Below are 19,622 nucleotides of genomic sequence, written 5' to 3'. Positions count from 1 at the left end.
AAAATATAAATTACAAGAAAATTTAATAATTCTATCCCATATAGATATTGTCTTTATTTTATAGTATTATTTTTTCACTACATTTGTAAAAACACAGGTATCCTATGACAATGGAAAAACTAAGAACTTTAAGAAAGCAGAAAGGCTATACTCAGCAGCAGATTGCTGATCTTCTTGCTACAGATGTCTCCAACTATAGCAGAAAAGAAAATGGAGATGTCAGAATATTTGATGACGAATGGGAAAAACTGGCTAAAGCTTTGGAAGTTCCTATAGAAGATATCAAAGAAGAGAAAGAACCGAATATTGTACAGAAAAATGAAAACATAACATTTAATGACACTAGTTCATTTCATCAGTCTGGCATCTATAATTGTAACGTTCCAAATTACTTATTAGAAAACCAACAGGAATACATTAATCTTCTGAAAGAGCAGATTAAAGCTTTAAAAGAAGAAAATGAAAAATTAAAAAAGGGATAATCTCTTCTACATAAAGAACAAAACGGCTTCCAATGGAAGCCGTTTTTATTTTTATCCCTGTAAAAATCTCCTATTCACGGTCTACAATTGCAATGAAGCTATTTTTTAAAAGATCGGAAGGATATACAAACTGATCACCATCCTCTCCCTTTACTACAATAGCTCCCTGCTCATCGTTCAGGCATTTGTCCAACTGGGTTTTCAGATCATTAAGTTTTCCATGAGCAGCCTCAATGATATAAGTTCCTGTAACATGTGTGATTTTGATAACTTTGGTTTCCATATACTTTTTTGATTAGGAATTAAATGTAGGGATTTTACTTTAAGTATGAAGATATTTTCAGGAAGATAGACAAACTGGTTATTATAATGCCTTTCATTGGAAGCCATTTTTCTTTTACTATTATCAAAAACATCCATTTACCCACTTCTAAAGCCCCTAAAGCCACTTCAATAAGGGTCGGGAGACCGTTCACCAACACCCTTTACCCCCTTACCCAAGGGGGTATAGCCCCTTCACTAAGGGGGTAGAATCCCTTCCGAAGTGGCTGTAGACCGTACATGAACACCCTACAGGGGGTTATTCAAGTCACTGAAGACCCTTGAGCAAGTCCCTCGAGACCCTTTCAAAGGGTATATATCCTGCCAGTCATCAGATTATATTATATTTGTAAGGTTTCAATACCCTAATAAAAACTAATACTACTATTATCAGATGCTTATTCAATCCTTTATTAAAAAATCGGTTATTACCGCTTCATTAGCCATCACCTCTATGGCTTTTTCCCAAAAAATGCCTATTTCTGTTCTTCCTTCCGGTCATCTGGTGGTAGGCGCTGAAATAGATGGTAAAAAGGGAAATTTTATTTTTGATACGGGAGGAGGAATCAATCTTTTCCTGGGAAACTTTTCCAAAGGTCTGGAACCCAAAGAAACGTATAACTATTTAACGGCTTTTCGGGCAACCGGTGAGAAAATGACGATTCCTCTTTTCAAATCAAAAGAGATTATTTTTAATGGTAAAAAATTTAAAGATACCTGGTACTCCACACATGATATGGAAATCAAAGGAATTGACGGTTTGATTTCCCTTCCCATGCTTTATGATACAGAGTTTATCATAGACTATACCACCAACGAGCTTATCTTTCCAAAAGAAAAACTGAATGGCAAGAAAGTAATGGATATCCAGCTTTCTACCAATGCAGACCAGTCGATGGATATTACAACCTATGTGCTTCTGAACAATAAATATAAGATTAACGTTCTTCTGGATTCCGGTTCCGGTAAAGATTCTTTCTGGCTGAGTGAACGCCTGATGAATACGATGGATATCAAAAAAGAAGGCCTGAATGTGGTTGAAAAGAAAAGTGAATTCAATCCTGATCTGACGACCAAGTTTTATAAAAGTGATATCGGCTCTATTTCTACCCCTTTTGCCACGGTTGAAAAGCCTAAGGTCTTTTTTGTAGATGGTCTTATTTATGAAGGTAAAACAAGCATCAACTGGCTGGGGAAAAAACTGGGATTCAATCTTAAAGAGAAGAAAATCTATATTCTGGATTAGAATTACAGAAATGTTGCAAAACTAAGAGCAGCTGCAATTTTAAACGAAGGAAGAATCTTATGGGTTTATGAGATTCTTCCTTTGTCAGAAATCGAAGACTCAATGTAGTCAATGACAGTGTGGAGAGCTTTGTGTGGAAAACCACCCCGTCAAAAATTCTTTGAATTTTTGCCACCCCTCCGGCGGAGGGGAATGTGTACGTCTTCAGTTGTTATATAGGTGGTAAAGTTTTCAGAAATTCTCCGGAAAACAAACTGGCTACTCCCCTGCCGGCTCGAATAATTCAATCTTATTTCCTTCCGGATCCAGGATGTGGACAAACTTTCCGTACTCATAAGTAGCGATTTCATCCAGTACTGTTACCCCTTCTTTTTTTAACTCTTCTACCAATGCTTCGATATTCTCTACATGATAATTAATCATAAAATCTTTAGCAGAAGGCTCAAAATACTGGGTAGATTCTTTAAAAGGACTCCACAGTGTATATCCTTTCTTATCAGATTCTTCATCTTTCCAGTCGAATTTGGCACCATATGGACTCGTTGGTAATCCTAGATGGGTTTTATACCATTCATTGACTTGTTCCGGGTCTTTACATTTGAAGAAAATTCCTCCGATAGCAGTTACTCTTTTCATTTTTTATTCGTTTTTGTTCAGTCTATAGTTTTCTGATGCAAATTTAATTTGTTTTGCAGTTTCACAAATATATTAATGTTTTGATTACCCATTTCATTAATTTTTCATTGAATATTTGATACGAAGAAATATTTTTTTTGAAAAACGCAAAGGCGCAAGTAATCTTAAAAAAGGCTGTTATAAGGCGCAAAGATTTTATCTCCGATAAAATTGATAACGTATACTCTCTGCTGAAAATCTTCGAGTTTATTGCGTCTTAAAACTATACGTAAAGACACAAGTAGTATTAAAAAAGACTGTTATAAGGCGAAGATTTTATCTCCGATAAAATTGATAACGTATACTCTTTGCTGAAAACCTTCGATTTTCTTGCGCCTTAAAAAATTTACATAAAGTAGAAAAATCTTTGTGTCTTTGCGATTATCCAACAAATTAAAGATGCATTTGAAAAACAAAAAAGCGCACCCATAAGGCACGCTTTGTATTGTATATATTGAATACGATTAGTGTAATTCAGCTAAATATTTTTCTGCATCCATAGCAGCCATACATCCGCTTCCTGCAGCTGTAATAGCCTGTCTGTAGATATGATCCTGAACGTCTCCGGCAGCAAATACCCCTGGAAGATTCGTTCTTGTAGAACCTTTTTCAGTCACGATATATCCGTTTTCATCAAGATCTACCTGACCTACGAAGATATCTGTATTCGGTTTGTGACCAATCGCAATAAAGATCCCTTCAACATCCACTGTAGATTTCTCCTGAGTCTGGTTATTGATAATCACTGCTCTTTCTACTAAACTGTTTTCTCCTTCAATCCCGATTAGCTCATGATGAAATTTCACTTCGATATTCGGAGTACTTTCCACTCTGTGAACCATTGCTTTTGAAGCTCTGAATACATCTTTTCTCACCAACAGCGTTACTTTTTTACAAAGTTTTGCAAGGTAAGTAGCTTCTTCAGCAGCTGTATCTCCCGCTCCTACTACTACAACGTCTTTTCCTCTGTAGAAGAAACCGTCACACGTAGCACAAGCAGAAACTCCACCACCTGCATATTTTTTCTCATCTTCAAGACCTAAATATTTTGCTGTAGCTCCTGTAGAGATGATTACTGTTTTGGCAAGAATCTCTTTGTTTCCCGCATATAATTTGTGAACACCGCCTACTTCCTTGGAGAATTCAGCTTTAGTGATCATTTCGTAATGAACTTTGGTATCAAATCTTTCTGCCTGTTTTTGCAGATCCATCATCATTTCAGGACCTGTAATCCCGGCTGGATACCCTGGGAAGTTGTCAACTTCTGTAGTGGTTGTTAATTGTCCGCCCGGCTCTAACCCTGTGTATAATTCAGGTTTTAAGTCTGCTCTTGCTGCGTAGATAGCAGCGGTGAAGCCAGAAGGCCCAGATCCAACGATCACACAATCTAAAATGTTTTGCTCCATAATTTACTTTGTTCGAAAAGATTTAATTTGAATTAAGACCGCTAATTTCGGAATTTTTAATTTCTTTTTAAAGTTATTTTAATGATACTTGTCAATATCTGATATGTTGAATTTCGATGGCAATTGTTCTGGGTGGGTTTTGCAGTTCGAGTTCCGGGATTCGGGATGCGAGTTATGGTGTTACAGGGTTTAGGTTGGTAAGAAAATTTAAAACTTTTTTCTTTTTACCCTCCTATCTCAAACTTCGAATCACGTATCTCATTATCTCGGAACACGTATCTCACAATTCGCCTCACACTTTCATCTTAATCTTATCTACATTGATAATCTTGTACACCAGTTCTCTGATCAACTCTGCTTCCCCCATATTTACCGCTCCAAGTCCTTTACCTTTCATATCGAATTCACGTAAAATAGAAATGACTCTTGTGGCATGTTTCAAAGGATAAAGTCTTGCACTTTCTGCATAGTCTTTGATAAAATAAGGATTTACTCCCATCTGTGAAGCAATAGTCTGTGGCGACTGCCCGGCCATTGTCTGATAAATAATCACATTTGAAAAATAATTGTAAAGGCTTGCCAACATCATGACAAAAGGATTATTCTTCGGATTTTTACCCATAAAATGTGCAATTTTAAAAGCTGTATTGGCATTTTTAGTTCCCAAAGCCTTCTGAAGCTCAAAAATATTATATTCTTTACTGATTCCGATATGGTTTTCAACTATCGATCCATCAAGAATCTCTCCTTCTTTAAGAATGATCTTTAACTTGTTCAGTTCATTAGCAATTCTTGAAAGGTCGTTCCCTAAGTATTCTGCCAGAAGATGAGAAATATTGGGAGCCGTTTTGATAGAAAGCTTTATACATTCATCTGAGATCCATTTGGGAAGATTATTTTCCTTTACAGATTCACTCAGGAAAAGCACTTTGGCTTTATCTAATGCTTTGGCTGCTTTTTTTCTGCTGTCCAGTTTCTTGTGTTTATGAGCAAAGACCAACACTGTAGAAGGAACAGGGTTGTCTACATAAGATTCCAGAATTCTGTTTTCCTCTTCATTGAATCGTAAATCCTGAGCTTCTTTCACAATAATCACCTGCTTATCTCCCATCATCGGAAACTGTCTTGCCAGGGAAAGAACTTCCTGATAAGAAGTATCTTTTCCGTAAGTAACCGTTTGGTTGAAGGCTTTTTCATCTTCTTCCAAAAAGTTATGTTCAAGGGCTTTTACAGCAACATCAATGAAGTAAGCTTCTTCTCCATGGAAAAAATAAATAGGTAAAACTTCTTTATTTTTAATATTTTTGAGGATTAAATCTAATTCTTTCATCTTATTAATGGAACTTCCAAAACTGAATTTTCAGGAAACTTTTGATTTTAAATTCAAGAAAGACAAAGATAAGTTTTTTATTTATGATTTGGTTCGCAAAACTTATCTTCTGCTCACTCCTGAGGAATGGGTCAGACAACACTGGATACATTATTATCTTACTGTAAAATCTTACTCTACATCTGCTCTGATTACCGAAAAAAAGATTATTCTGAATGGCCTTACCAAAAGAATTGACCTTCTGGTTACTGAAAAAACAGAACCCGTAATTCTGATTGAATGTAAAGCTCCGCAGATCAAACTAACAGAAAAAACATTTGAGCAGACTGCCAGATACAATTCTATTATCGGAGCCAGAGAAATTATTCTGACTAACGGACTTCAGCATATCAATGCTTATTATGAAGACGGACAGTATCAGTTTTACAGACCTGAATAAAAATAACAACAATTCACAACCATATTAATTATGAAAATAAAAAACATCATATTCGATTTCGGAGGCGTACTCATGGACTGGAATCCGAGATATTATTTTAAAGATTATTTTAATGATAACGAAAAAATGGAATATTTTCTTGAAAATATTACCCATGATGAATGGAATATTGAACAGGACCGAGGAAGAAGTCTTGCCGAAGGAACAGAAATCCAGGTGAAAAAATTCCCGGAATGGGAAAAAGAAATCCGCGCTTTCTATGACAACTGGACGGTAATGCTGAAAAGCGATATTCCACAAAATGTAGAAGTACTGAGAAAACTGAAAAACACGGATTATCAACTGTTCGGGCTTACCAACTGGTCTGAAGAAACCTTTCCTTACGCATTGGAAAATTATGATTTCTTCCAGATCTTCGACGGAAAAATTGTGGTTTCCGGAACAGAAAAACTAATCAAACCTGATCCTAAAATATGGCATGTTCTGTTAAACAGATACAATATCAAGGCTGAGGAATCAGTTTTCATTGATGATAATACAAAGAATATTGAAATGGCACAGTCACTGGGATTCATTACTGTTCAGGTTACATCTGACACCAATCTGGAGCAGGAATTAATCAAGCTGGGCATTTTCAGTTCAGATCAATAAAAATTTTATAATATTTACCGTCCTCACTATTAAATTGTATTTAACTAATTTAGGTGAGGATTTTTTTATAACTATGAGAAAGATTTTATTGCTGTTGATCTTCGTGGGAATTTACTCTCACGCACAAAGTATTGAAAACAAAGAAACATTAAGAAAATGCCGTAAAGAATTCAATAAAAAACATTGCTTTTCTGACGAAGATAAAGACAATATTCCATTGTATCTTGATAAATGCCCTATAGAAGCAGGCCCAATAGAAAATAACGGTTGTCCATGGCAGGATACTGATAAGGATGGCATAATAGATAAGGATGATAACTGCCCTACCGTTGAAGGCCCTATAGAAAACAACGGTTGCCCATGGGAGGATACAGATGGTGATGGTATTTTGGATAAAGATGATGCATGTCCTACAGTTCCGGGGCCGGCTCATGCTAATGGATGTCATGTAATAGTTTGTTCTTTTGGGAACGATGATGTCAATATCCGAATGGAGAAGATCAAGATGAATGTTAAAAATATTGAAGGTATTTACAACATGATCAACAAGAGAGTTTTAGATGATCTTGTACAAACAATATCTAAAAAAGATCTTGCTGGCCGAAAAGCTTTTTTCCATATTCAATACATAGACAAAAAGTCTTACATTGATATTGATACGCCTGATGAGGGTATTTCTCCCGGATATAATTTTCTGATCATCAGATTTTGGAATAAAAACGTCCTTGAATATGCCCGTACAAAATATGGTATGGATATCTATTTGTCAACATCTATCATCCCTGAAAGTATTAATGCATATCGCAAAATAATCGGTAATAAAAATTTCGATTATCTTATAAAATACTATGATCCGGAATCCTACAAAATAAAAATAAAAGGCAAACAGGCAAGCACCACCGAATTCCCAATTAACATCTTATTAGATTTTATTACTCCTTATAAAATTAAAGCAAGCTATAATCAAAACAGTGTAATATATGAATATAAAAATAAGAAGTGGGAACTTCAGAGAAACAATACTCCGCAATAAGTTATTTTCATTAATTTAGTTGAGGATTTCAAAAAATTACAAAATAAAATAATATGATACGTTCCATCTTATTAACCACAATGATTATGGCTTCAGGAACCCTTTTCAGTCAGAAACTTAAAACGGTTTCCTATCAGGACGGCGCACAGAAACTGAATGGCTTAATTACCTCCAATACAGGAAAGAAACTTCCGGGAGTTCTTATTCTCCCAGCCTGGAAAGGGATTGATGAAGAAGCTAAAACAGCCGCTCTTGAACTAGAAAAGCAAGGCTATATTGCTTTTATTGCTGATATCTACGGTGAAGGAAAAATTCCGACTGACAATGAATCTGCTGCTAAAACTTCCGGATATTACAAACAAAATTATCAGGAATACCAGAAAAGAATTTCACTGGCTTTGGAACAACTGAAGAAAAACGGAGCTATTTCTGATAAAGTAGCAGTTATCGGGTACTGTTTCGGAGGTACAGGAGCTTTGGAATCCGCAAGAGGACATCTTCCTGTTGCAGGTGTGGTTTCCATCCACGGAAGTCTGGGCAGAGATCAGAGCAGAAAAAATGAGACTTTGACGGCTAAAATCCTGGTTGAAAATCCGGCTGATGATAAAAGTGTAACTCCTGAGGATTATAATAACCTCATCAAAGAAATGAATGAAGGAAATGCCGACTGGCAGATCATCACATATGCTCATTCTAAGCATACATTCACAGATCCGAAATCACCGGATTACAATGCAACAATGGCCAAAAGAGCATGGAATCATACGCTGCTCTTCCTTAAAGAAATTTTAAAATAAATATAAAAAGGCAAATTCATGTACTGATGAATTTGCCTTTTTACTTTTATATTGTTAGCTTAATTACGGTTTAGCCTGAAGCTCAACATCATATTTTTTTGGAGAATACTTGGTAAGAGAACCTGTTGCAGCATCAATTCCTACTCCTATTGCTCCTCCCAGAATAATATTTAGTAAAGTCACGGCATTAAAAGTTTTTGTCAACTTTATTTCTTGCTTCTCAAATCCTTCTTTTTCAAATGTGACCATCTGCTTCCCTAAAGCTCTTGGGATTTTTGTGGTACAAGGTGTTGTACACTTTTCTATTCCTTTGTGAAATACTTTTGCTCCTTCAGGGCTTGAAGAAAAAGCGATTGAATCCTGAGTTCCTGTAAAAATGGTTGCACATGAAGTAGTAGAAAGTGCAATCCCCAGCATGAATACAATTGATAATTTGTTTTTCATAGATTTTAATTAGTTCATTTTTTTAAGTCCGCGAACTTACAAAATAAATTAAAATTATCAAGCATGAAAAAGAAAAAACTATGGCGAAACCTAGTATTGACAGGCATTCTTAATAAAAATATATTGAAAATTAACATCAAAGAAATCAGCAATCCATGATTATTTTTTCATGATGGAGTAATTACACAAAAAAAAGCAAACCCACCTTTCCGCAGATTTGCTTTTTTTGTATATTTTTTTAATTATTTATTAGTCTACACCTTCCTCTTCCCTATGTACCAATTCCATAGAAAATGCAGGAAGACAGATTGCAAGATATTCGCAAGGTTCTGAAAACGGATTGCTGTAACGGATTCTTGCTCCTTTTTCAATAAGAATACTCTGTCCTTTTTCAAGAACAACAATTTCTCCGTCTATTTCAAATTGTTTTTTCCCTGAAATAATGTAGGTAAACTCATCAAATTCAGGAGTCTGGTGAGGTTCGCTCCAATCCGGAGGAGCCACCATGTGAGCAATAGAAACAGTAGAATTTCCCGTAGAGTTTCCCCAGTGTTCTTCGATCAGTTTCCCATCTGTTGTGGGAACTACAAATGGAGACTGCTGGATTTTATATTTTTTCATGCCCAATCTTCTTTTTTAATTTCATACACAAAATTGGTTCTTGTAGGCTCTGCAAAATAAGCTACTTCTTCTTCAGCAATTTTTTGTCCCCCAAGTCTTTCCAAAGCTGTCTGCGAACGGAAATTCTCTTTTCCAATGTGGAAATGAACTTTGTCTACAAACTGGAAAATATAATCCAACATCAGCTTTTTAACCTGCGGATTGATGCCTTTCCCCCATGATTTTGTACCGTAGAAAGTATATCCGATGAAAATATGATTGTCTTCTTCATCAAAATTATAATAACGGCTGCTTCCTAATACATCTCCGGTGGCTTTCTCCATAATTTTGAAAGCTCCTTTACTCTCCATAGCTCCTGTGAAAAAGTTTTCAAAAACTTCTCTCTTGTAACGATCTTTGTTGGGATGTTGTTCCCAGACTTTCGGATCAGAAGCTACGTCATATAAAGATTCAAAATCCCCTTTCTGTAAGGGGATTAATTGAAATTCTTCATTCTCTAAAACAGGCTGAACAGAAAAATTCATTATTTAGCTCTTTTTAGTAGAATCTGATTCTATTTTCTTGATTTCTTTCAGTTTGTCAGAAATCTTGATGACAGTGTCTAGTTTTGATGGCTTCAATGGAACTTCTGCCTGTGCCATATCCCATTTGATGACAAGGTTTCCTGTATTTTCATCAGTAGGATTTAAAGTGATTTCAAACCACTCCTGTTTGTCGGTCAACTTGTTAACAGGTACCGTAACGTCTACTACATCCTGTTTAGGATCGTAAGTATAAGCTCCCCATTGCTGGAAATCTTTATTAAGGATAACTTTCCATTCTTTTTCTGTAGGAACGATGAATAATCCGTATGTTCCTGCAGGTACTGTTTTCCCGCCGAAGTTAACGGCCTGTCCGAAAGTAATTTTCGTAGAAGAGTTCGCTCCCGCTCTCCAAACCTGGCCATAAGGAACCAATTCTCCAAAAATCTTACGTCCTTTCACTCCTGGTCTTCCATAATCGATAGAGATTTTGGACATAGAAAACTGCTGCTCAACCTTCTGACGCGGACTTGCTGCCGGTACAGAATAATCCTGAGCAAAACTGAATGCTGAAACTGAAATGCAAACTGCTATTATTAACTTTTTCACGTGTAAATTTTTGCTTAAAATTACAAAAATCAAAACGAAATAGCTTTCCCAAACTTCGTTAAATTTTGTTTTACCGATATTTTTCTATGAAGGTATTTTTTAATCAAATCCTTATAAAAAATAAATGATTAACTATTGAATAATTTACTTTTCCTAATCGTTTTCCCTTTTCTCAGTTGTATGGAATGAAAAATGGAAGGAACATCATTGGTCCAGGTTTTCAGTATAAGAAGAATAGCTATAATCTCTGCTCTGGTAAGTAAACCAACCCAAAAACAAAGGTTAAATAAAACAATGGATTGGCATTGTAAAATAACCTGAATCAGTGTTCCAAAAAGTAATAAAGTCCAGATCTTGGCACCAATAGAGTGTGTCGCAACCTCCTTTCGGAATTTTAAAAAGCTTACCAGATAAATAAGGGCTTCAGATCCTGCAAGAATGATTATTTTGGAAGCGTTTGTTTTGAAAAACTCAGGACATTGTATATACGCTGCAACTCCTACCGAGATAAAGAAAATCTGATCAACAGTAGAATCCAGACGTCTGAGTTTCTGAGTTGAAATCTGAAGATGCCTTGCTATAATTCCATCAAAAATATCAGTTAATAACCCGATTGATAACAGAATAACAATAATAATCTGATAGTTTTCGATTTTAATTACACTTAAAAAAATGATGATAAACCCAATAATCAGTCTGGAAAAAATTAAAATATCCGGAATTTTCGATTTCATAAAAAGAGGGAAAAACTTATTGTAAATAGCGAAAGATAAGGATAAAATTCTTTTTATATTTCTAAAACAAAATAGCCTTTTCCAGTTCCAGTAATTTTTGCTTTCTCCAGATTCCTCCTCCATAGCCTGTTAATTGTCCGTTGCTGCCAATTACACGATGACAAGGAATTATAATGGATATCTTATTCAGACCATTAGCATTGGCTACAGCTCTTACGGATTTAGGGTTTCCCAGAATATCTGCCTGTTCCTGATAACTTCTTGTTGCACCGTAAGGAATTTCCTGAAGAATATTCCAGACTTCTTTCTGGAAAGCTGTTCCTACAGGGGAAAGAGGAACTGTAAATATGGCTCTTTTTCCTTCGAAATACTCTTTCAATTCTTCTTCCAGAGTAACAAAATGAGGATTATCTCCCTGAATAATATTTGCTTTAAAATAGTTCGCAATACTCTTCAATTCTGTGGGAAGCGCTTTTCTGTCGGAAAATTCAAGAAGGCAGATTCCATGTTCATCGGCACAGGCTATCATGGTTCCCAGCATCGTTTCTATTCTCTTCAGATCAATGATTTTTTCCATGGTATTATTCTTAGGTGATACGCCAAAAATATTTTTAAAACTCTCATTAAAACCGCTCAGACTTTCATATCCTGTGTCAAATGCTACTTCTGTAACTGATTCTCCATTTTGAAGCTTTTTAAAGGCAGTATTGAGTTTTGACATTCTCTGGAAAGCATGAAACGTAATTCCATGGTGTTTCAGAAACCATCTGCGTACTGTTGCGGGTTCCAATCCTCTTTTTACAAGATCGTAATCTTTAAGCTTTAATATAGGATCATCGGCAATTTCTTTCAGTAACTTTTTGATATATGAAGGTGTAGCATTAAGATTTTCCAAAGGCCGGCACACTTTACAAGGACGATACCCTTTGAGCATCGCATCTTTGGTATTGGAAAAAAATTCTACATTTTCAAATTTCGGTTTCCTTGCGGTACAGGTCGGTCTGCAGAATATTCCTGTGGTTTTTACGCCCATCCAGAATATCCCTTCAAATGAAACATCTTTGGTATAAGATGCCTCATACATGATTTTTTCTGTAAGTTCCATCATTCAATAAAAAGAGGTGAAAAACTTCTTGTATTTGTAATTTTCTGACTTGCTTTTTCAAGCTCACTGTAGATGTGTCTGTACATAAAAGCACCTGAAGTAACTCTTTTTACACCTAATGTTTTAAGCATATCAAAATCCGGTAAATCAGGCAGCGCCATAACATTCACAGGAAGAAAGGTTGCTTCTGTAATCGTTCTGATGTCATTTTCAGCTGTCATCCCCGGAACGAAAACACCATCAGCATCAAGTTCTTCAAACAGTTTAATTCTCTCTAAAGTTTCTTCCAATGCATTTTCAATATTCAGTAAAAAAGGGTCTGTCCGTACATTGATAAATATTTTACCTCTGTTTTCTCCTAATTTGATAAAAACATCTTTTAATCTTTCATAGAAGACATCTCTTTTTAGCAGTTTTCGTATTCCGTGAATAACGTTTGTATCTTCAATATTAATTCCCGATACTCCAATTTCTATAAGTTTCATGATATTCGAAACTACCGTATCATTTTCAAGACCATATCCGGATTCCAGATCTACCGACAGAGGGATTGAAACGGAGGTTCTGATCCTCTTAATGATATAAAAATATTCTTCAAAGGTCATCTGTTCTCCATCTTCATATCCTAAACTCAATGCGACTGCCGAACTTGAGGTTGCTAACGCTTTACACCCCTGCTTTTCGTATGCCTTTGCGCTTTCTACATTCCATACATTACCCAATATTAATGGATATTCATCATGATGTAACTGTTTAAAACTGATCATATTTTTTTTATTCAAAAGTAGAAAGATTACTGCCTGCTCTACAACCGAAAAATGAACACCTATTTTTTATAATTCTCTGAATCCGAACTTCGGTTTTTAAAATAGAATTGCCTTTTCAAGCTCAAGCAGTTTTTGTTTTCTCCAGATACCACCTGCATATCCAACCAACTCACCGTTTGAACCAATCACACGATGGCAGGGAATTAAAATAGCAATTTTATTGATTCCGTTGGCTGTTCCTACGGCACGTATCGCCTTGGGATTTCCTAATATTTCTGACTGCTGTTTATAAGTTCTGATTTCTCCCATCGGAATTTCACGGAGAAGTTGCCACACTTTTTCCTGAAACTCAGTTCCGGTAGTAAACAATGGAACTTCAAAATGGTTTCTTTGTCCGCCAAAATATTCTTTCAGTTCTTTTTCAAGCTGAACAAAATGAGGATGTTCTTTTTCTACAATTTCTGCATTCAGAACCTTTGATAAAGCCTTCAGTTGTTTTTCAATATTTTTCCGGTCTGTAAATTCCAGCAGACAAATCCCCTGATCTACGGTACAGGCAATCATTTCTCCCAATGGGGTTGATATGTTTTTTTGGTGTATAATTTCCATTAGTTTAAAATTAAGCTTTTTGGAAATCATAATTTGTTTTTAATTCGTTAAAATTCTTTTTATCTGTTCAACATGTCTCGCATTATGATAAATAACAAAACGAAAGGTATCTCCAAGCTTTAGTTTGATTAGTTTTGAAATGCTTATACTTGTTTTTGTCTTTTCTAAGTCAATATATTGTGCTTCTTCCAATAACTCAAGTAATTTTCCTTGATAGTTAATGAACGTATCCACTACACTTTTATCCAGATTGCTGTGGATAGGATTCATTGCTTTAAGTGTTTTCATTGTATTTAGATTCTGTTTGGGAAGCATGCTTTTAGCAAAATAATTTCCAAGAATTCCGGGTTTAAAATAAGATTGTGGAGACTTATTGGCAGAAGAAATAATACGGCTAATTTCAGGAATATAAAAATCTCCATAGCGGATAAGATGTTCCAGACATTCCAATGTACTCCAGCTTTCTGTTGAAGTTCTGAAATTCAGATCATGTTCCGTCTTTAAAGACAACATTTCAGCAAACTGTAAATGTTCTTCAGTTCTATTTCTTAATTCGTTCAGTAATTCTGCGGTTGAAATTTTCATTACGTTTTTTATGCAAATATGCTGATCTGAATGTTCTTAAATCTTGACTGAACTCAAGATTTTTTAAGTCTTGACAAAGTTTCCGGCGACATTCTAAGATAATTGGCGATGTATTTATTGGGAACTTCCTGAAACAGTTTCGGACTTCGTTTTAAAACTCTTTCAAAGCGTTCACCGGGAGCATTGATCAGCAAGTCTTTTTCTCTTTCAAGCTGCTGCAATACGAGATCTTCCAGAACATTCATCCAGAATTTCATATGTTCTTCATCCGATTGCACAAACGTATAGAAATCCTTTTTCGAGGCCATTCCTACCGTTGTTTTTTTAATTGCCTGAATATAAAGATCAGAAGGCTTTCCCGATAAAAAGGAATCCAGGCTTACAATAATATTTCCGGTATATCCAAAACGAATAATTCTTTCTTCATGTTCATCCATCATAAAGATCCGAACGCTTCCGTTTTCAATAAAATAAATATAGGTGTCTACACTGCCTGAAATCTTCAGGAATTCGTTTCGTCTGAATTCTTTCTTTTCCCAATGGATTCCACTCTGAAGCAATTTTTCAACCATTTCATTTTATTATTTGCTTTTCCAAAGATAATAGGTAATTTTAAAGTTTTAAAACACTAATCACTTATAATGCTCAAAAAAACAGTACTTTTCATACTGCTTTCGGCTGGATTTTACGGTATGAAAGCACAGCAGACCATTTCTTTCCGGATCACCAAACACAATAATATTATTGTCAAAACTCTTGTCAACCAAAAGGATTCGCTGGATCTGATGTTTCAGATAGCGATGAAAGATTATTCAATTTCTCCTGATGGCAAACAGAAAGCAAATCATATTATTTTCAACAAAGAAGAACTCAGCGACCACAATACGGTACAAATCGGGGAAATTGTCCAGAAAGAGGTTCGTTTTTTTGACAATCAGTTAACAGGGCATGAAGCAGACGGAAAAATCGGGACCGGAATTTTTGAAGGGAAAGCATTTAAAATTGATTATGACAACAACCAGTTTGTAATCTATGACAAAATGCCGGATCTGAAAGGTTACCAGCCTATTAATATTATCCTGGATCATGATGGATTTTATCTGGCAGCAGACAATATCCTTGATGGTGACCAGCAGCAGGAAGCCTATTTTGTTTTACAATCCGGATTTTCCGGAGCGCTTCTGTACAGCAATGAGTTTGCAGAAGAAAAGAATCTGGAGAAAAAGCTTAAAGTAACGGGAGAAAAAACATTAAAAAATTCTGAAGGTAAAACTTTAACTACCAAACAAGCTGTTCTACCATATTTCAAGTTGGGAAATAGTGTTTTTAAAGATGTTTCCGTAGGATTTTTCTCCGGTGAACTGAAAACACAAAATGTAAGTTATCTCGGGGCTGACATGCTTCGCAGGTTTATATGGATCTTTGATGCTGAAAGGAAAATAGCTTACATCAAACCCAGCAAATATTTTTCAGAACCTTATTACAAAATGAATTAAAATATTAATAACTCTTTACTATTAAGAAAGATGATGAAGATCAAAACTGTCGCAGCACTTATCTGTTTTCAACTGGTTATGGTGAGCTGTCAAAAAGATGAAAAGAAAACAGTTACCACAGAAACAAAAATCACGAATGATACTATAAAAACAGCAAAAACTGAAGAGAAAATAGATTATACCAACTTTAATATTTTCAGCCTGTCTGTTATTTCATCAGCTGAAAAAGATTCTGATATGGATATTTTCATTTCTGTTTCAGATATCTATAAAGGAGAGCAACCGATACCTGCCGAAATTGTTAAAAATCATAAACAGATGTCTTTCGAAGAACTCCAGCATTTTGAACTGGATGCACCCAGCAGAAAAAAATTGCTCAACGGAATTCAGCTCACTGAAAATGATTCCCTGTACATCTATGAGTATGGCTCTAACCAACTTCAAAGAATGCCAGTCAGCAAGCTAAAGGCTGTGGCTTATTTAAGTCCTTATTCTGATGATCAGGATTTAGATCCGGATTCTTATATGATGGGATTCCAGGTAGCCACTCATCAAAAAACAACAGAATACGACCGTTATAATAATGCCGTCGCTTATTTTGGAAATAAAAACCCTTTCGTAGACAATAAAATGAAAGCGGTGAAATGGCAAAAAGGCAGCGCTGATGTTTCAAAAAAATATTTTTCTCACTCAAAACTGGCTCTGGGAAAAACTTATCAGTCACAATATGAAAATCTGACCTATTATCTGCAGGATTATCTTGAAGAAGGAAATATTGTTGAGCGTAAACTTGCAGTCATCAATGATCGCAAAGAAAAAATTGCGGAGAAGACATTCAGTCTAGCAGGAAGTGATGGCGGAGAATTCATGCCTCTTTATGGAATAGATGCTGATGAAGCCAATGTTTCCCAATGGACAGGCCATCTTTTCAAAGGAAAACCTCCTGTTATTTTTGGGTTTATGGCTCAGTCTTTTGGCTGTCCTTCCATTAGTTTTTTAGATCAAAAGGAGAAGGATTTCCCGATTAATTGCGATAACAGACATTAATAGGATAAACATGCTAAATGGTAAAAAAGCTTCTAAAAGAATCGGTTTAGACTTCTACCGAATGTCAAATTCTTTGGATAAATAAAACGTTTAGTTTGTCCATTCCGTAGGAATCTAGATCTTGTATTTAGATGGTAAGAGTATAGATTCCTACGGAATGACAAACTGTGCGGATAGATTTTTGGAATTAGGATTCATTTCAATCACCAAAAGAAGATTCAAGAGGAATGGGCTTTAGCCCGTTTTTATTTTTTAGAAATATTCCATTGGCTTTAGCCAAAAACTATTATAAGAATTCTTATCCATGTATAAAAAAAGCAAATCGTTCATCAACGGATTTGCTTTTTTATTTTGAGTGTCTTATTTCTTAGAATAATATTTGTCTTTCACATTCATAAAATAAGTTTCTGAGTCTTTAAAACCATTACTTTTCATAAATTTGATGACTACATTCAGGTAAGTTTCTGAAGGGATAAATTCTGCTCCCATTTTTTCGGAAAACTTTTTATAATCTTCTTCAAGCATTTTGGGATTTTTGGCCAACTGTTTTATATCGGTTCTGAAACCTTTAAATATAAATTTCAAAGCTGCATAATTTCCAGGATAGGAAACGGTTCCGTGGGTCTCACCTTCGAAGAAACAATGTTTATAGTTTAAAGATCCGTTCTTTTCTATGATTCCTTTAAATTCTTCAATGGCCTGAGTCATATCAGAATTCCAGTTTTTCTGCTGTTCTTCATTATCTGCCTGAGAAACATACAAAGATTTTTTCGCAGGAAATGTCTTATTTTTTTCCAGATATTCTTTTGTTTTTACAATCATTACTTTATTATCCCACCATAGGCTAGGATCATTGGCAACATAAGCATTAAAATAATCCGGATGCAAAAGGAAGGTATTAATAGCAAATAATCCTCCGAAAGAGTGTCCTACCAACACAGAATAATCCTGAGTTCTGTAGGTTTTACTAATGAATGGTTTCAGTTCTTCCTGTATAAATTTTACAAATTTTTCACTTCCTCCACTGTCTGCAAAAAGAATAATGTTGGGGTTTACAGGACTTTTCTTCTGAGCTTTAGTGGGTGTAAGGTCCCTTGTTCGTTCTGTATTTTTAATGCCTACCACAATACATTCCGGAATATCGGCATAGGGTGTTCTGGCAATGAAATCCGTTAATCCTGTATAATATTCAAAATTGATTTCTCCGTCTAAAAGATAGATGACCGGATATTTTGCAGGATTGATGGTATTGTCGTTATAAGTTTTGGGCAGATGAACCCAGATTTCTCTGTTTTCATTTAGAACTTTTGAAAATACATTTTGCTTCTCTCCAATGGTCAGTTTTTCCTGAGCCTTTCCTGCTATGAAGAATAAAAATAAGGGAAGGTATATAATTTTAAACCAGTTGTTCATGGTGTGAATCTTTTCTGTGTTGATGAATATTTTTAATTTCTTTATTCTTTTTGGGTGATTTATTCCTTCTTCCCCACCAGATCAGAAATCCGGTAATAGGGAGGCTGGTACAAATAATCCCGATAATGAATGTGAATATTTTACCGAACATTCCGCCCCAATAGCCTACATGCAGGTCAAAATTCATATGCTCAATGACTTCATGCATCTGAACTTCTTTGGGATAATCTATCTCATTCCCGGTATATTTATTCGTTTCTATACTTTTGCCATTGACAAGGCTTTTTAAACCAATAAACTGAGCTATGCCCACGTGATAAACTGTTGCTGAATCATTTCTGGGAATACTCATCCTGAATTGCTTTGCTTCAGGAAACTCTTTAAATTTTTTCTCTACAAAATCAGTATATGATAATGCTTTTTTCTCAGGATCAAATTTAGGTTCATACTTTTCTGCAATACTATGGGCATCTACAGTTCCTCCGAAAGCCTGCTGGGTAAGATTTGTTAAAACCTCATAGGCCATAATCAACCCTGTAATGGTAATAAACACTGCCGGCAGCAATGAATAAAACCCAAAAACATTATGAAAGTCGTAGTTTTTCCTGCGCCATTTTGTTCCGGATTTGATTTTAAAAGCTGTTGTTCTTGTTGTTTTGTTCCATTTTTTTGGCCACCAGAGAATCAGTCCACCGATAAGCTGAACAAAAAATATGATGGAAGCAACACCGACTACTGTTTTCCCGAATTTCCCCGCCAGTAGCTGTGCATGAATATGGGCTACAACATAGAAAAACTCATAGCTTTTTGTGAAACCCATTACTTTTCCGGTGTAAGGATTAAGATAATGGTAGGCAAATACACCTCTTGGACCGCGCCCCTTTTTCTTTGACTTTTCTGCTTTGTCCGCACTTTTATCTTTAGGTGGTTTCGTTGCCGATGCTACCCTGAAACTTCTGTCTGCTTCTTTATACGTATCAAAATAGAATGCTTTTCGATCCGGAACCTGCTGATGGAACTGAGCCAGCAATGCTTCAGGCGTCATTTTTTTAGCATGAGCCGGAGCCTGAACATATTTGGCACTTCCTCCACACCAATCAATGATTTCGTCACAAAAGACAAATACAGTTCCCGAAAGAGTAACAGTAAGCACAATGATTCCGGAAACCAGCCCGAGCCATAGATGCAGCCAGCCTGTGATTCTTTTGGTAAGGGATTTCCCTTGCTTTTTTTTAGGATTCGTTTTTTTATTTTCCATATCTGTTTTCATCCATTCAAAAATGTAAGTGTA

General features: G+C 35.6%; 23 protein-coding genes and 1 pseudogene. 8 read left to right on the top strand and 16 right to left on the bottom strand.

Translation table 11 applies throughout. The annotated features are described in order from the left end of the window. Positions 1 to 110: 110 nt before the first annotated feature. Positions 111 to 482, top strand: a complete 372-nt coding sequence (locus BUE84_RS08465; RefSeq protein ID WP_317047295.1) for a helix-turn-helix transcriptional regulator — start codon at positions 111 to 113, stop codon at positions 480 to 482. A gap of 70 nt (positions 483 to 552) precedes the next feature. On the opposite strand, the gene BUE84_RS08460 is transcribed toward BUE84_RS08465, so the two are convergent. Next, entirely contained in the window at positions 553 to 765 is a 213-nt protein-coding gene (locus BUE84_RS08460) for a glyceraldehyde-3-phosphate dehydrogenase (protein WP_079241254.1), read from the bottom strand. A gap of 432 nt (positions 766 to 1,197) precedes the next feature. On the opposite strand from BUE84_RS08460, the gene BUE84_RS08455 reads away from it, so the two are divergent. Continuing rightward, positions 1,198 to 2,049, top strand: a complete 852-nt coding sequence (locus BUE84_RS08455; protein ID WP_079241253.1) for a hypothetical protein — start codon at positions 1,198 to 1,200, stop codon at positions 2,047 to 2,049. 258 nt (positions 2,050 to 2,307) lie between these two features. On the opposite strand, the gene BUE84_RS08450 is transcribed toward BUE84_RS08455, so the two are convergent. The 3 genes from BUE84_RS08450 to holA form a co-directional block, all read right to left on the bottom strand. Beyond that, complete coding sequence (locus BUE84_RS08450; RefSeq protein WP_079241252.1) at positions 2,308 to 2,685, bottom strand: VOC family protein; 378 nt, start codon at positions 2,683 to 2,685, stop codon at positions 2,308 to 2,310. A gap of 503 nt (positions 2,686 to 3,188) precedes the next feature. Continuing rightward, complete coding sequence (gene trxB, locus BUE84_RS08445) at positions 3,189 to 4,130, bottom strand: thioredoxin-disulfide reductase (RefSeq protein WP_079241251.1); 942 nt, start codon at positions 4,128 to 4,130, stop codon at positions 3,189 to 3,191. A 292-nt stretch (positions 4,131 to 4,422) separates the two neighbouring features. Beyond that, positions 4,423 to 5,460 carry a DNA polymerase III subunit delta gene (gene holA / locus BUE84_RS08440; protein WP_079241250.1) on the bottom strand — a complete coding sequence of 346 codons (1,038 nt, stop codon included), beginning with the start codon at positions 5,458 to 5,460 and terminating at the stop codon, positions 4,423 to 4,425. A gap of 7 nt (positions 5,461 to 5,467) precedes the next feature. On the opposite strand from holA, the gene BUE84_RS08435 reads away from it, so the two are divergent. The 4 genes and pseudogenes from BUE84_RS08435 (at position 5,468) to BUE84_RS08420 (ending at position 8,380) form a co-directional block, all read left to right on the top strand. Then, positions 5,468 to 5,899 (top strand): type I restriction enzyme HsdR N-terminal domain-containing protein, encoded by a 432-nt coding sequence (locus BUE84_RS08435; RefSeq protein WP_079241249.1) that lies wholly within the window; start codon positions 5,468 to 5,470, stop codon positions 5,897 to 5,899. Positions 5,900 to 5,929: 30 nt separating this feature from the next. After that, complete coding sequence (locus tag BUE84_RS08430; RefSeq protein WP_079241248.1) at positions 5,930 to 6,550, top strand: HAD family hydrolase; 621 nt, start codon at positions 5,930 to 5,932, stop codon at positions 6,548 to 6,550. 193 nt (positions 6,551 to 6,743) lie between these two features. Continuing rightward, positions 6,744 to 6,995 (top strand): annotated as a pseudogene (locus tag BUE84_RS24165) (thrombospondin type 3 repeat-containing protein); the annotation flags it as partial. 641 nt (positions 6,996 to 7,636) lie between these two features. Continuing rightward, positions 7,637 to 8,380 carry a dienelactone hydrolase family protein gene (locus BUE84_RS08420; protein ID WP_079241246.1) on the top strand — a complete coding sequence of 248 codons (744 nt, stop codon included), beginning with the start codon at positions 7,637 to 7,639 and terminating at the stop codon, positions 8,378 to 8,380. 63 nt (positions 8,381 to 8,443) lie between these two features. On the opposite strand, the gene BUE84_RS08415 is transcribed toward BUE84_RS08420, so the two are convergent. From BUE84_RS08415 to BUE84_RS08370, 10 genes are all read right to left on the bottom strand, one after another. After that, positions 8,444 to 8,824 (bottom strand): PEGA domain-containing protein, encoded by a 381-nt coding sequence (locus BUE84_RS08415; RefSeq protein ID WP_079241245.1) that lies wholly within the window; start codon positions 8,822 to 8,824, stop codon positions 8,444 to 8,446. A 249-nt stretch (positions 8,825 to 9,073) separates the two neighbouring features. Further along, positions 9,074 to 9,445 carry a cupin domain-containing protein gene (locus tag BUE84_RS08410; protein WP_079241244.1) on the bottom strand — a complete coding sequence of 124 codons (372 nt, stop codon included), beginning with the start codon at positions 9,443 to 9,445 and terminating at the stop codon, positions 9,074 to 9,076. Beyond that, a complete protein-coding gene (locus tag BUE84_RS08405; RefSeq protein ID WP_079241243.1) occupies positions 9,442 to 9,969 on the bottom strand; it encodes a GNAT family N-acetyltransferase in 528 nt (175 codons plus the stop codon). The genes BUE84_RS08410 and BUE84_RS08405 overlap by 4 nt, the downstream gene beginning before the upstream one ends. A gap of 3 nt (positions 9,970 to 9,972) precedes the next feature. Then, on the bottom strand, positions 9,973 to 10,575 hold the full coding sequence (locus tag BUE84_RS08400; RefSeq protein ID WP_079241242.1) for a DUF2911 domain-containing protein: 603 nt from the start codon (positions 10,573 to 10,575) through the stop codon (positions 9,973 to 9,975). A 128-nt stretch (positions 10,576 to 10,703) separates the two neighbouring features. Further along, the gene (locus BUE84_RS08395) at positions 10,704 to 11,309 is read right to left on the bottom strand and encodes a CDP-alcohol phosphatidyltransferase family protein (RefSeq protein WP_079241241.1); all 606 of its coding nucleotides are present in this window, start codon (positions 11,307 to 11,309) and stop codon (positions 10,704 to 10,706) included. A gap of 61 nt (positions 11,310 to 11,370) precedes the next feature. Next, entirely contained in the window at positions 11,371 to 12,417 is a 1,047-nt protein-coding gene (locus BUE84_RS25005; protein ID WP_079241240.1) for a bifunctional transcriptional activator/DNA repair enzyme AdaA, read from the bottom strand. Further along, complete coding sequence (locus BUE84_RS08385; RefSeq protein ID WP_079241239.1) at positions 12,414 to 13,181, bottom strand: isocitrate lyase/phosphoenolpyruvate mutase family protein; 768 nt, start codon at positions 13,179 to 13,181, stop codon at positions 12,414 to 12,416. Before BUE84_RS08385 ends, BUE84_RS25005 begins: the two co-directional genes overlap by 4 nt. A gap of 96 nt (positions 13,182 to 13,277) precedes the next feature. Continuing rightward, entirely contained in the window at positions 13,278 to 13,790 is a 513-nt protein-coding gene (locus BUE84_RS08380) for a methylated-DNA--[protein]-cysteine S-methyltransferase (RefSeq protein ID WP_079243891.1), read from the bottom strand. A 39-nt stretch (positions 13,791 to 13,829) separates the two neighbouring features. Continuing rightward, positions 13,830 to 14,375 carry a DinB family protein gene (locus BUE84_RS08375; RefSeq protein WP_079241238.1) on the bottom strand — a complete coding sequence of 182 codons (546 nt, stop codon included), beginning with the start codon at positions 14,373 to 14,375 and terminating at the stop codon, positions 13,830 to 13,832. Positions 14,376 to 14,428: 53 nt separating this feature from the next. Then, the gene (locus BUE84_RS08370; RefSeq protein ID WP_079241237.1) at positions 14,429 to 14,947 is read right to left on the bottom strand and encodes a Crp/Fnr family transcriptional regulator; all 519 of its coding nucleotides are present in this window, start codon (positions 14,945 to 14,947) and stop codon (positions 14,429 to 14,431) included. A 69-nt stretch (positions 14,948 to 15,016) separates the two neighbouring features. Here BUE84_RS08370 and BUE84_RS08365 point away from each other — a divergent pair, with 69 nt between their 5' ends. Continuing rightward, a complete protein-coding gene (locus BUE84_RS08365; protein WP_079241236.1) occupies positions 15,017 to 15,871 on the top strand; it encodes a hypothetical protein in 855 nt (284 codons plus the stop codon). A gap of 30 nt (positions 15,872 to 15,901) precedes the next feature. After that, positions 15,902 to 16,918: a hypothetical protein gene (locus BUE84_RS08360; RefSeq protein WP_079241235.1), complete on the top strand. Its 1,017-nt coding sequence runs from the start codon at positions 15,902 to 15,904 to the stop codon at positions 16,916 to 16,918. 360 nt (positions 16,919 to 17,278) lie between these two features. Here BUE84_RS08360 and BUE84_RS08355 read toward each other — a convergent pair whose 3' ends face one another. Together BUE84_RS08355 and BUE84_RS08350 are read right to left on the bottom strand one after the other, a co-directional pair. Further along, positions 17,279 to 18,331, bottom strand: a complete 1,053-nt coding sequence (locus BUE84_RS08355) for an alpha/beta hydrolase (protein ID WP_079241234.1) — start codon at positions 18,329 to 18,331, stop codon at positions 17,279 to 17,281. Then, the gene (locus BUE84_RS08350; protein ID WP_238594388.1) at positions 18,315 to 19,589 is read right to left on the bottom strand and encodes a PepSY-associated TM helix domain-containing protein; all 1,275 of its coding nucleotides are present in this window, start codon (positions 19,587 to 19,589) and stop codon (positions 18,315 to 18,317) included. The genes BUE84_RS08355 and BUE84_RS08350 overlap by 17 nt, the downstream gene beginning before the upstream one ends. Positions 19,590 to 19,622 lie beyond the last annotated feature (33 nt).

Origin of the sequence: Chryseobacterium indologenes (assembly GCF_002025665.1) — a bacterium.
Classification (GTDB): domain Bacteria; phylum Bacteroidota; class Bacteroidia; order Flavobacteriales; family Weeksellaceae; genus Chryseobacterium; species Chryseobacterium metallicongregator.
Note: the sequence above shows the minus strand (reverse complement) of the source record. Positions and strands in the feature narration are given on the sequence as shown.

Excerpts from the sequence above, each read along its gene's own strand:
- BUE84_RS08465 (WP_317047295.1), top strand. The coding sequence starts at position 111 with ATGGAAAAACTAAGAACTTTAAGAAAGCAGAAAGGCTATACTCAGCAG.
- BUE84_RS08460 (WP_079241254.1), bottom strand. The coding sequence starts at position 765 with ATGGAAACCAAAGTTATCAAAATCACACATGTTACAGGAACTTATATC.
- BUE84_RS08455 (WP_079241253.1), top strand. The coding sequence starts at position 1,198 with ATGCTTATTCAATCCTTTATTAAAAAATCGGTTATTACCGCTTCATTA.
- BUE84_RS08450 (WP_079241252.1), bottom strand. The coding sequence starts at position 2,685 with ATGAAAAGAGTAACTGCTATCGGAGGAATTTTCTTCAAATGTAAAGAC.
- trxB (WP_079241251.1), bottom strand. The coding sequence starts at position 4,130 with ATGGAGCAAAACATTTTAGATTGTGTGATCGTTGGATCTGGGCCTTCT.
- holA (WP_079241250.1), bottom strand. The coding sequence starts at position 5,460 with ATGAAAGAATTAGATTTAATCCTCAAAAATATTAAAAATAAAGAAGTT.
- BUE84_RS08435 (WP_079241249.1), top strand. The coding sequence starts at position 5,468 with ATGGAACTTCCAAAACTGAATTTTCAGGAAACTTTTGATTTTAAATTC.
- BUE84_RS08430 (WP_079241248.1), top strand. The coding sequence starts at position 5,930 with ATGAAAATAAAAAACATCATATTCGATTTCGGAGGCGTACTCATGGAC.
- BUE84_RS08420 (WP_079241246.1), top strand. The coding sequence starts at position 7,637 with ATGATACGTTCCATCTTATTAACCACAATGATTATGGCTTCAGGAACC.
- BUE84_RS08415 (WP_079241245.1), bottom strand. The coding sequence starts at position 8,824 with ATGAAAAACAAATTATCAATTGTATTCATGCTGGGGATTGCACTTTCT.
- BUE84_RS08410 (WP_079241244.1), bottom strand. The coding sequence starts at position 9,445 with ATGAAAAAATATAAAATCCAGCAGTCTCCATTTGTAGTTCCCACAACA.
- BUE84_RS08405 (WP_079241243.1), bottom strand. The coding sequence starts at position 9,969 with ATGAATTTTTCTGTTCAGCCTGTTTTAGAGAATGAAGAATTTCAATTA.
- BUE84_RS08395 (WP_079241241.1), bottom strand. The coding sequence starts at position 11,309 with ATGAAATCGAAAATTCCGGATATTTTAATTTTTTCCAGACTGATTATT.
- BUE84_RS25005 (WP_079241240.1), bottom strand. The coding sequence starts at position 12,417 with ATGATGGAACTTACAGAAAAAATCATGTATGAGGCATCTTATACCAAA.
- BUE84_RS08385 (WP_079241239.1), bottom strand. The coding sequence starts at position 13,181 with ATGATCAGTTTTAAACAGTTACATCATGATGAATATCCATTAATATTG.
- BUE84_RS08380 (WP_079243891.1), bottom strand. The coding sequence starts at position 13,790 with ATGGAAATTATACACCAAAAAAACATATCAACCCCATTGGGAGAAATG.
- BUE84_RS08375 (WP_079241238.1), bottom strand. The coding sequence starts at position 14,375 with ATGAAAATTTCAACCGCAGAATTACTGAACGAATTAAGAAATAGAACT.
- BUE84_RS08370 (WP_079241237.1), bottom strand. The coding sequence starts at position 14,947 with ATGGTTGAAAAATTGCTTCAGAGTGGAATCCATTGGGAAAAGAAAGAA.
- BUE84_RS08365 (WP_079241236.1), top strand. The coding sequence starts at position 15,017 with ATGCTCAAAAAAACAGTACTTTTCATACTGCTTTCGGCTGGATTTTAC.
- BUE84_RS08360 (WP_079241235.1), top strand. The coding sequence starts at position 15,902 with ATGATGAAGATCAAAACTGTCGCAGCACTTATCTGTTTTCAACTGGTT.
- BUE84_RS08355 (WP_079241234.1), bottom strand. The coding sequence starts at position 18,331 with ATGAACAACTGGTTTAAAATTATATACCTTCCCTTATTTTTATTCTTC.
- BUE84_RS08350 (WP_238594388.1), bottom strand. The coding sequence starts at position 19,589 with ATGGAAAATAAAAAAACGAATCCTAAAAAAAAGCAAGGGAAATCCCTT.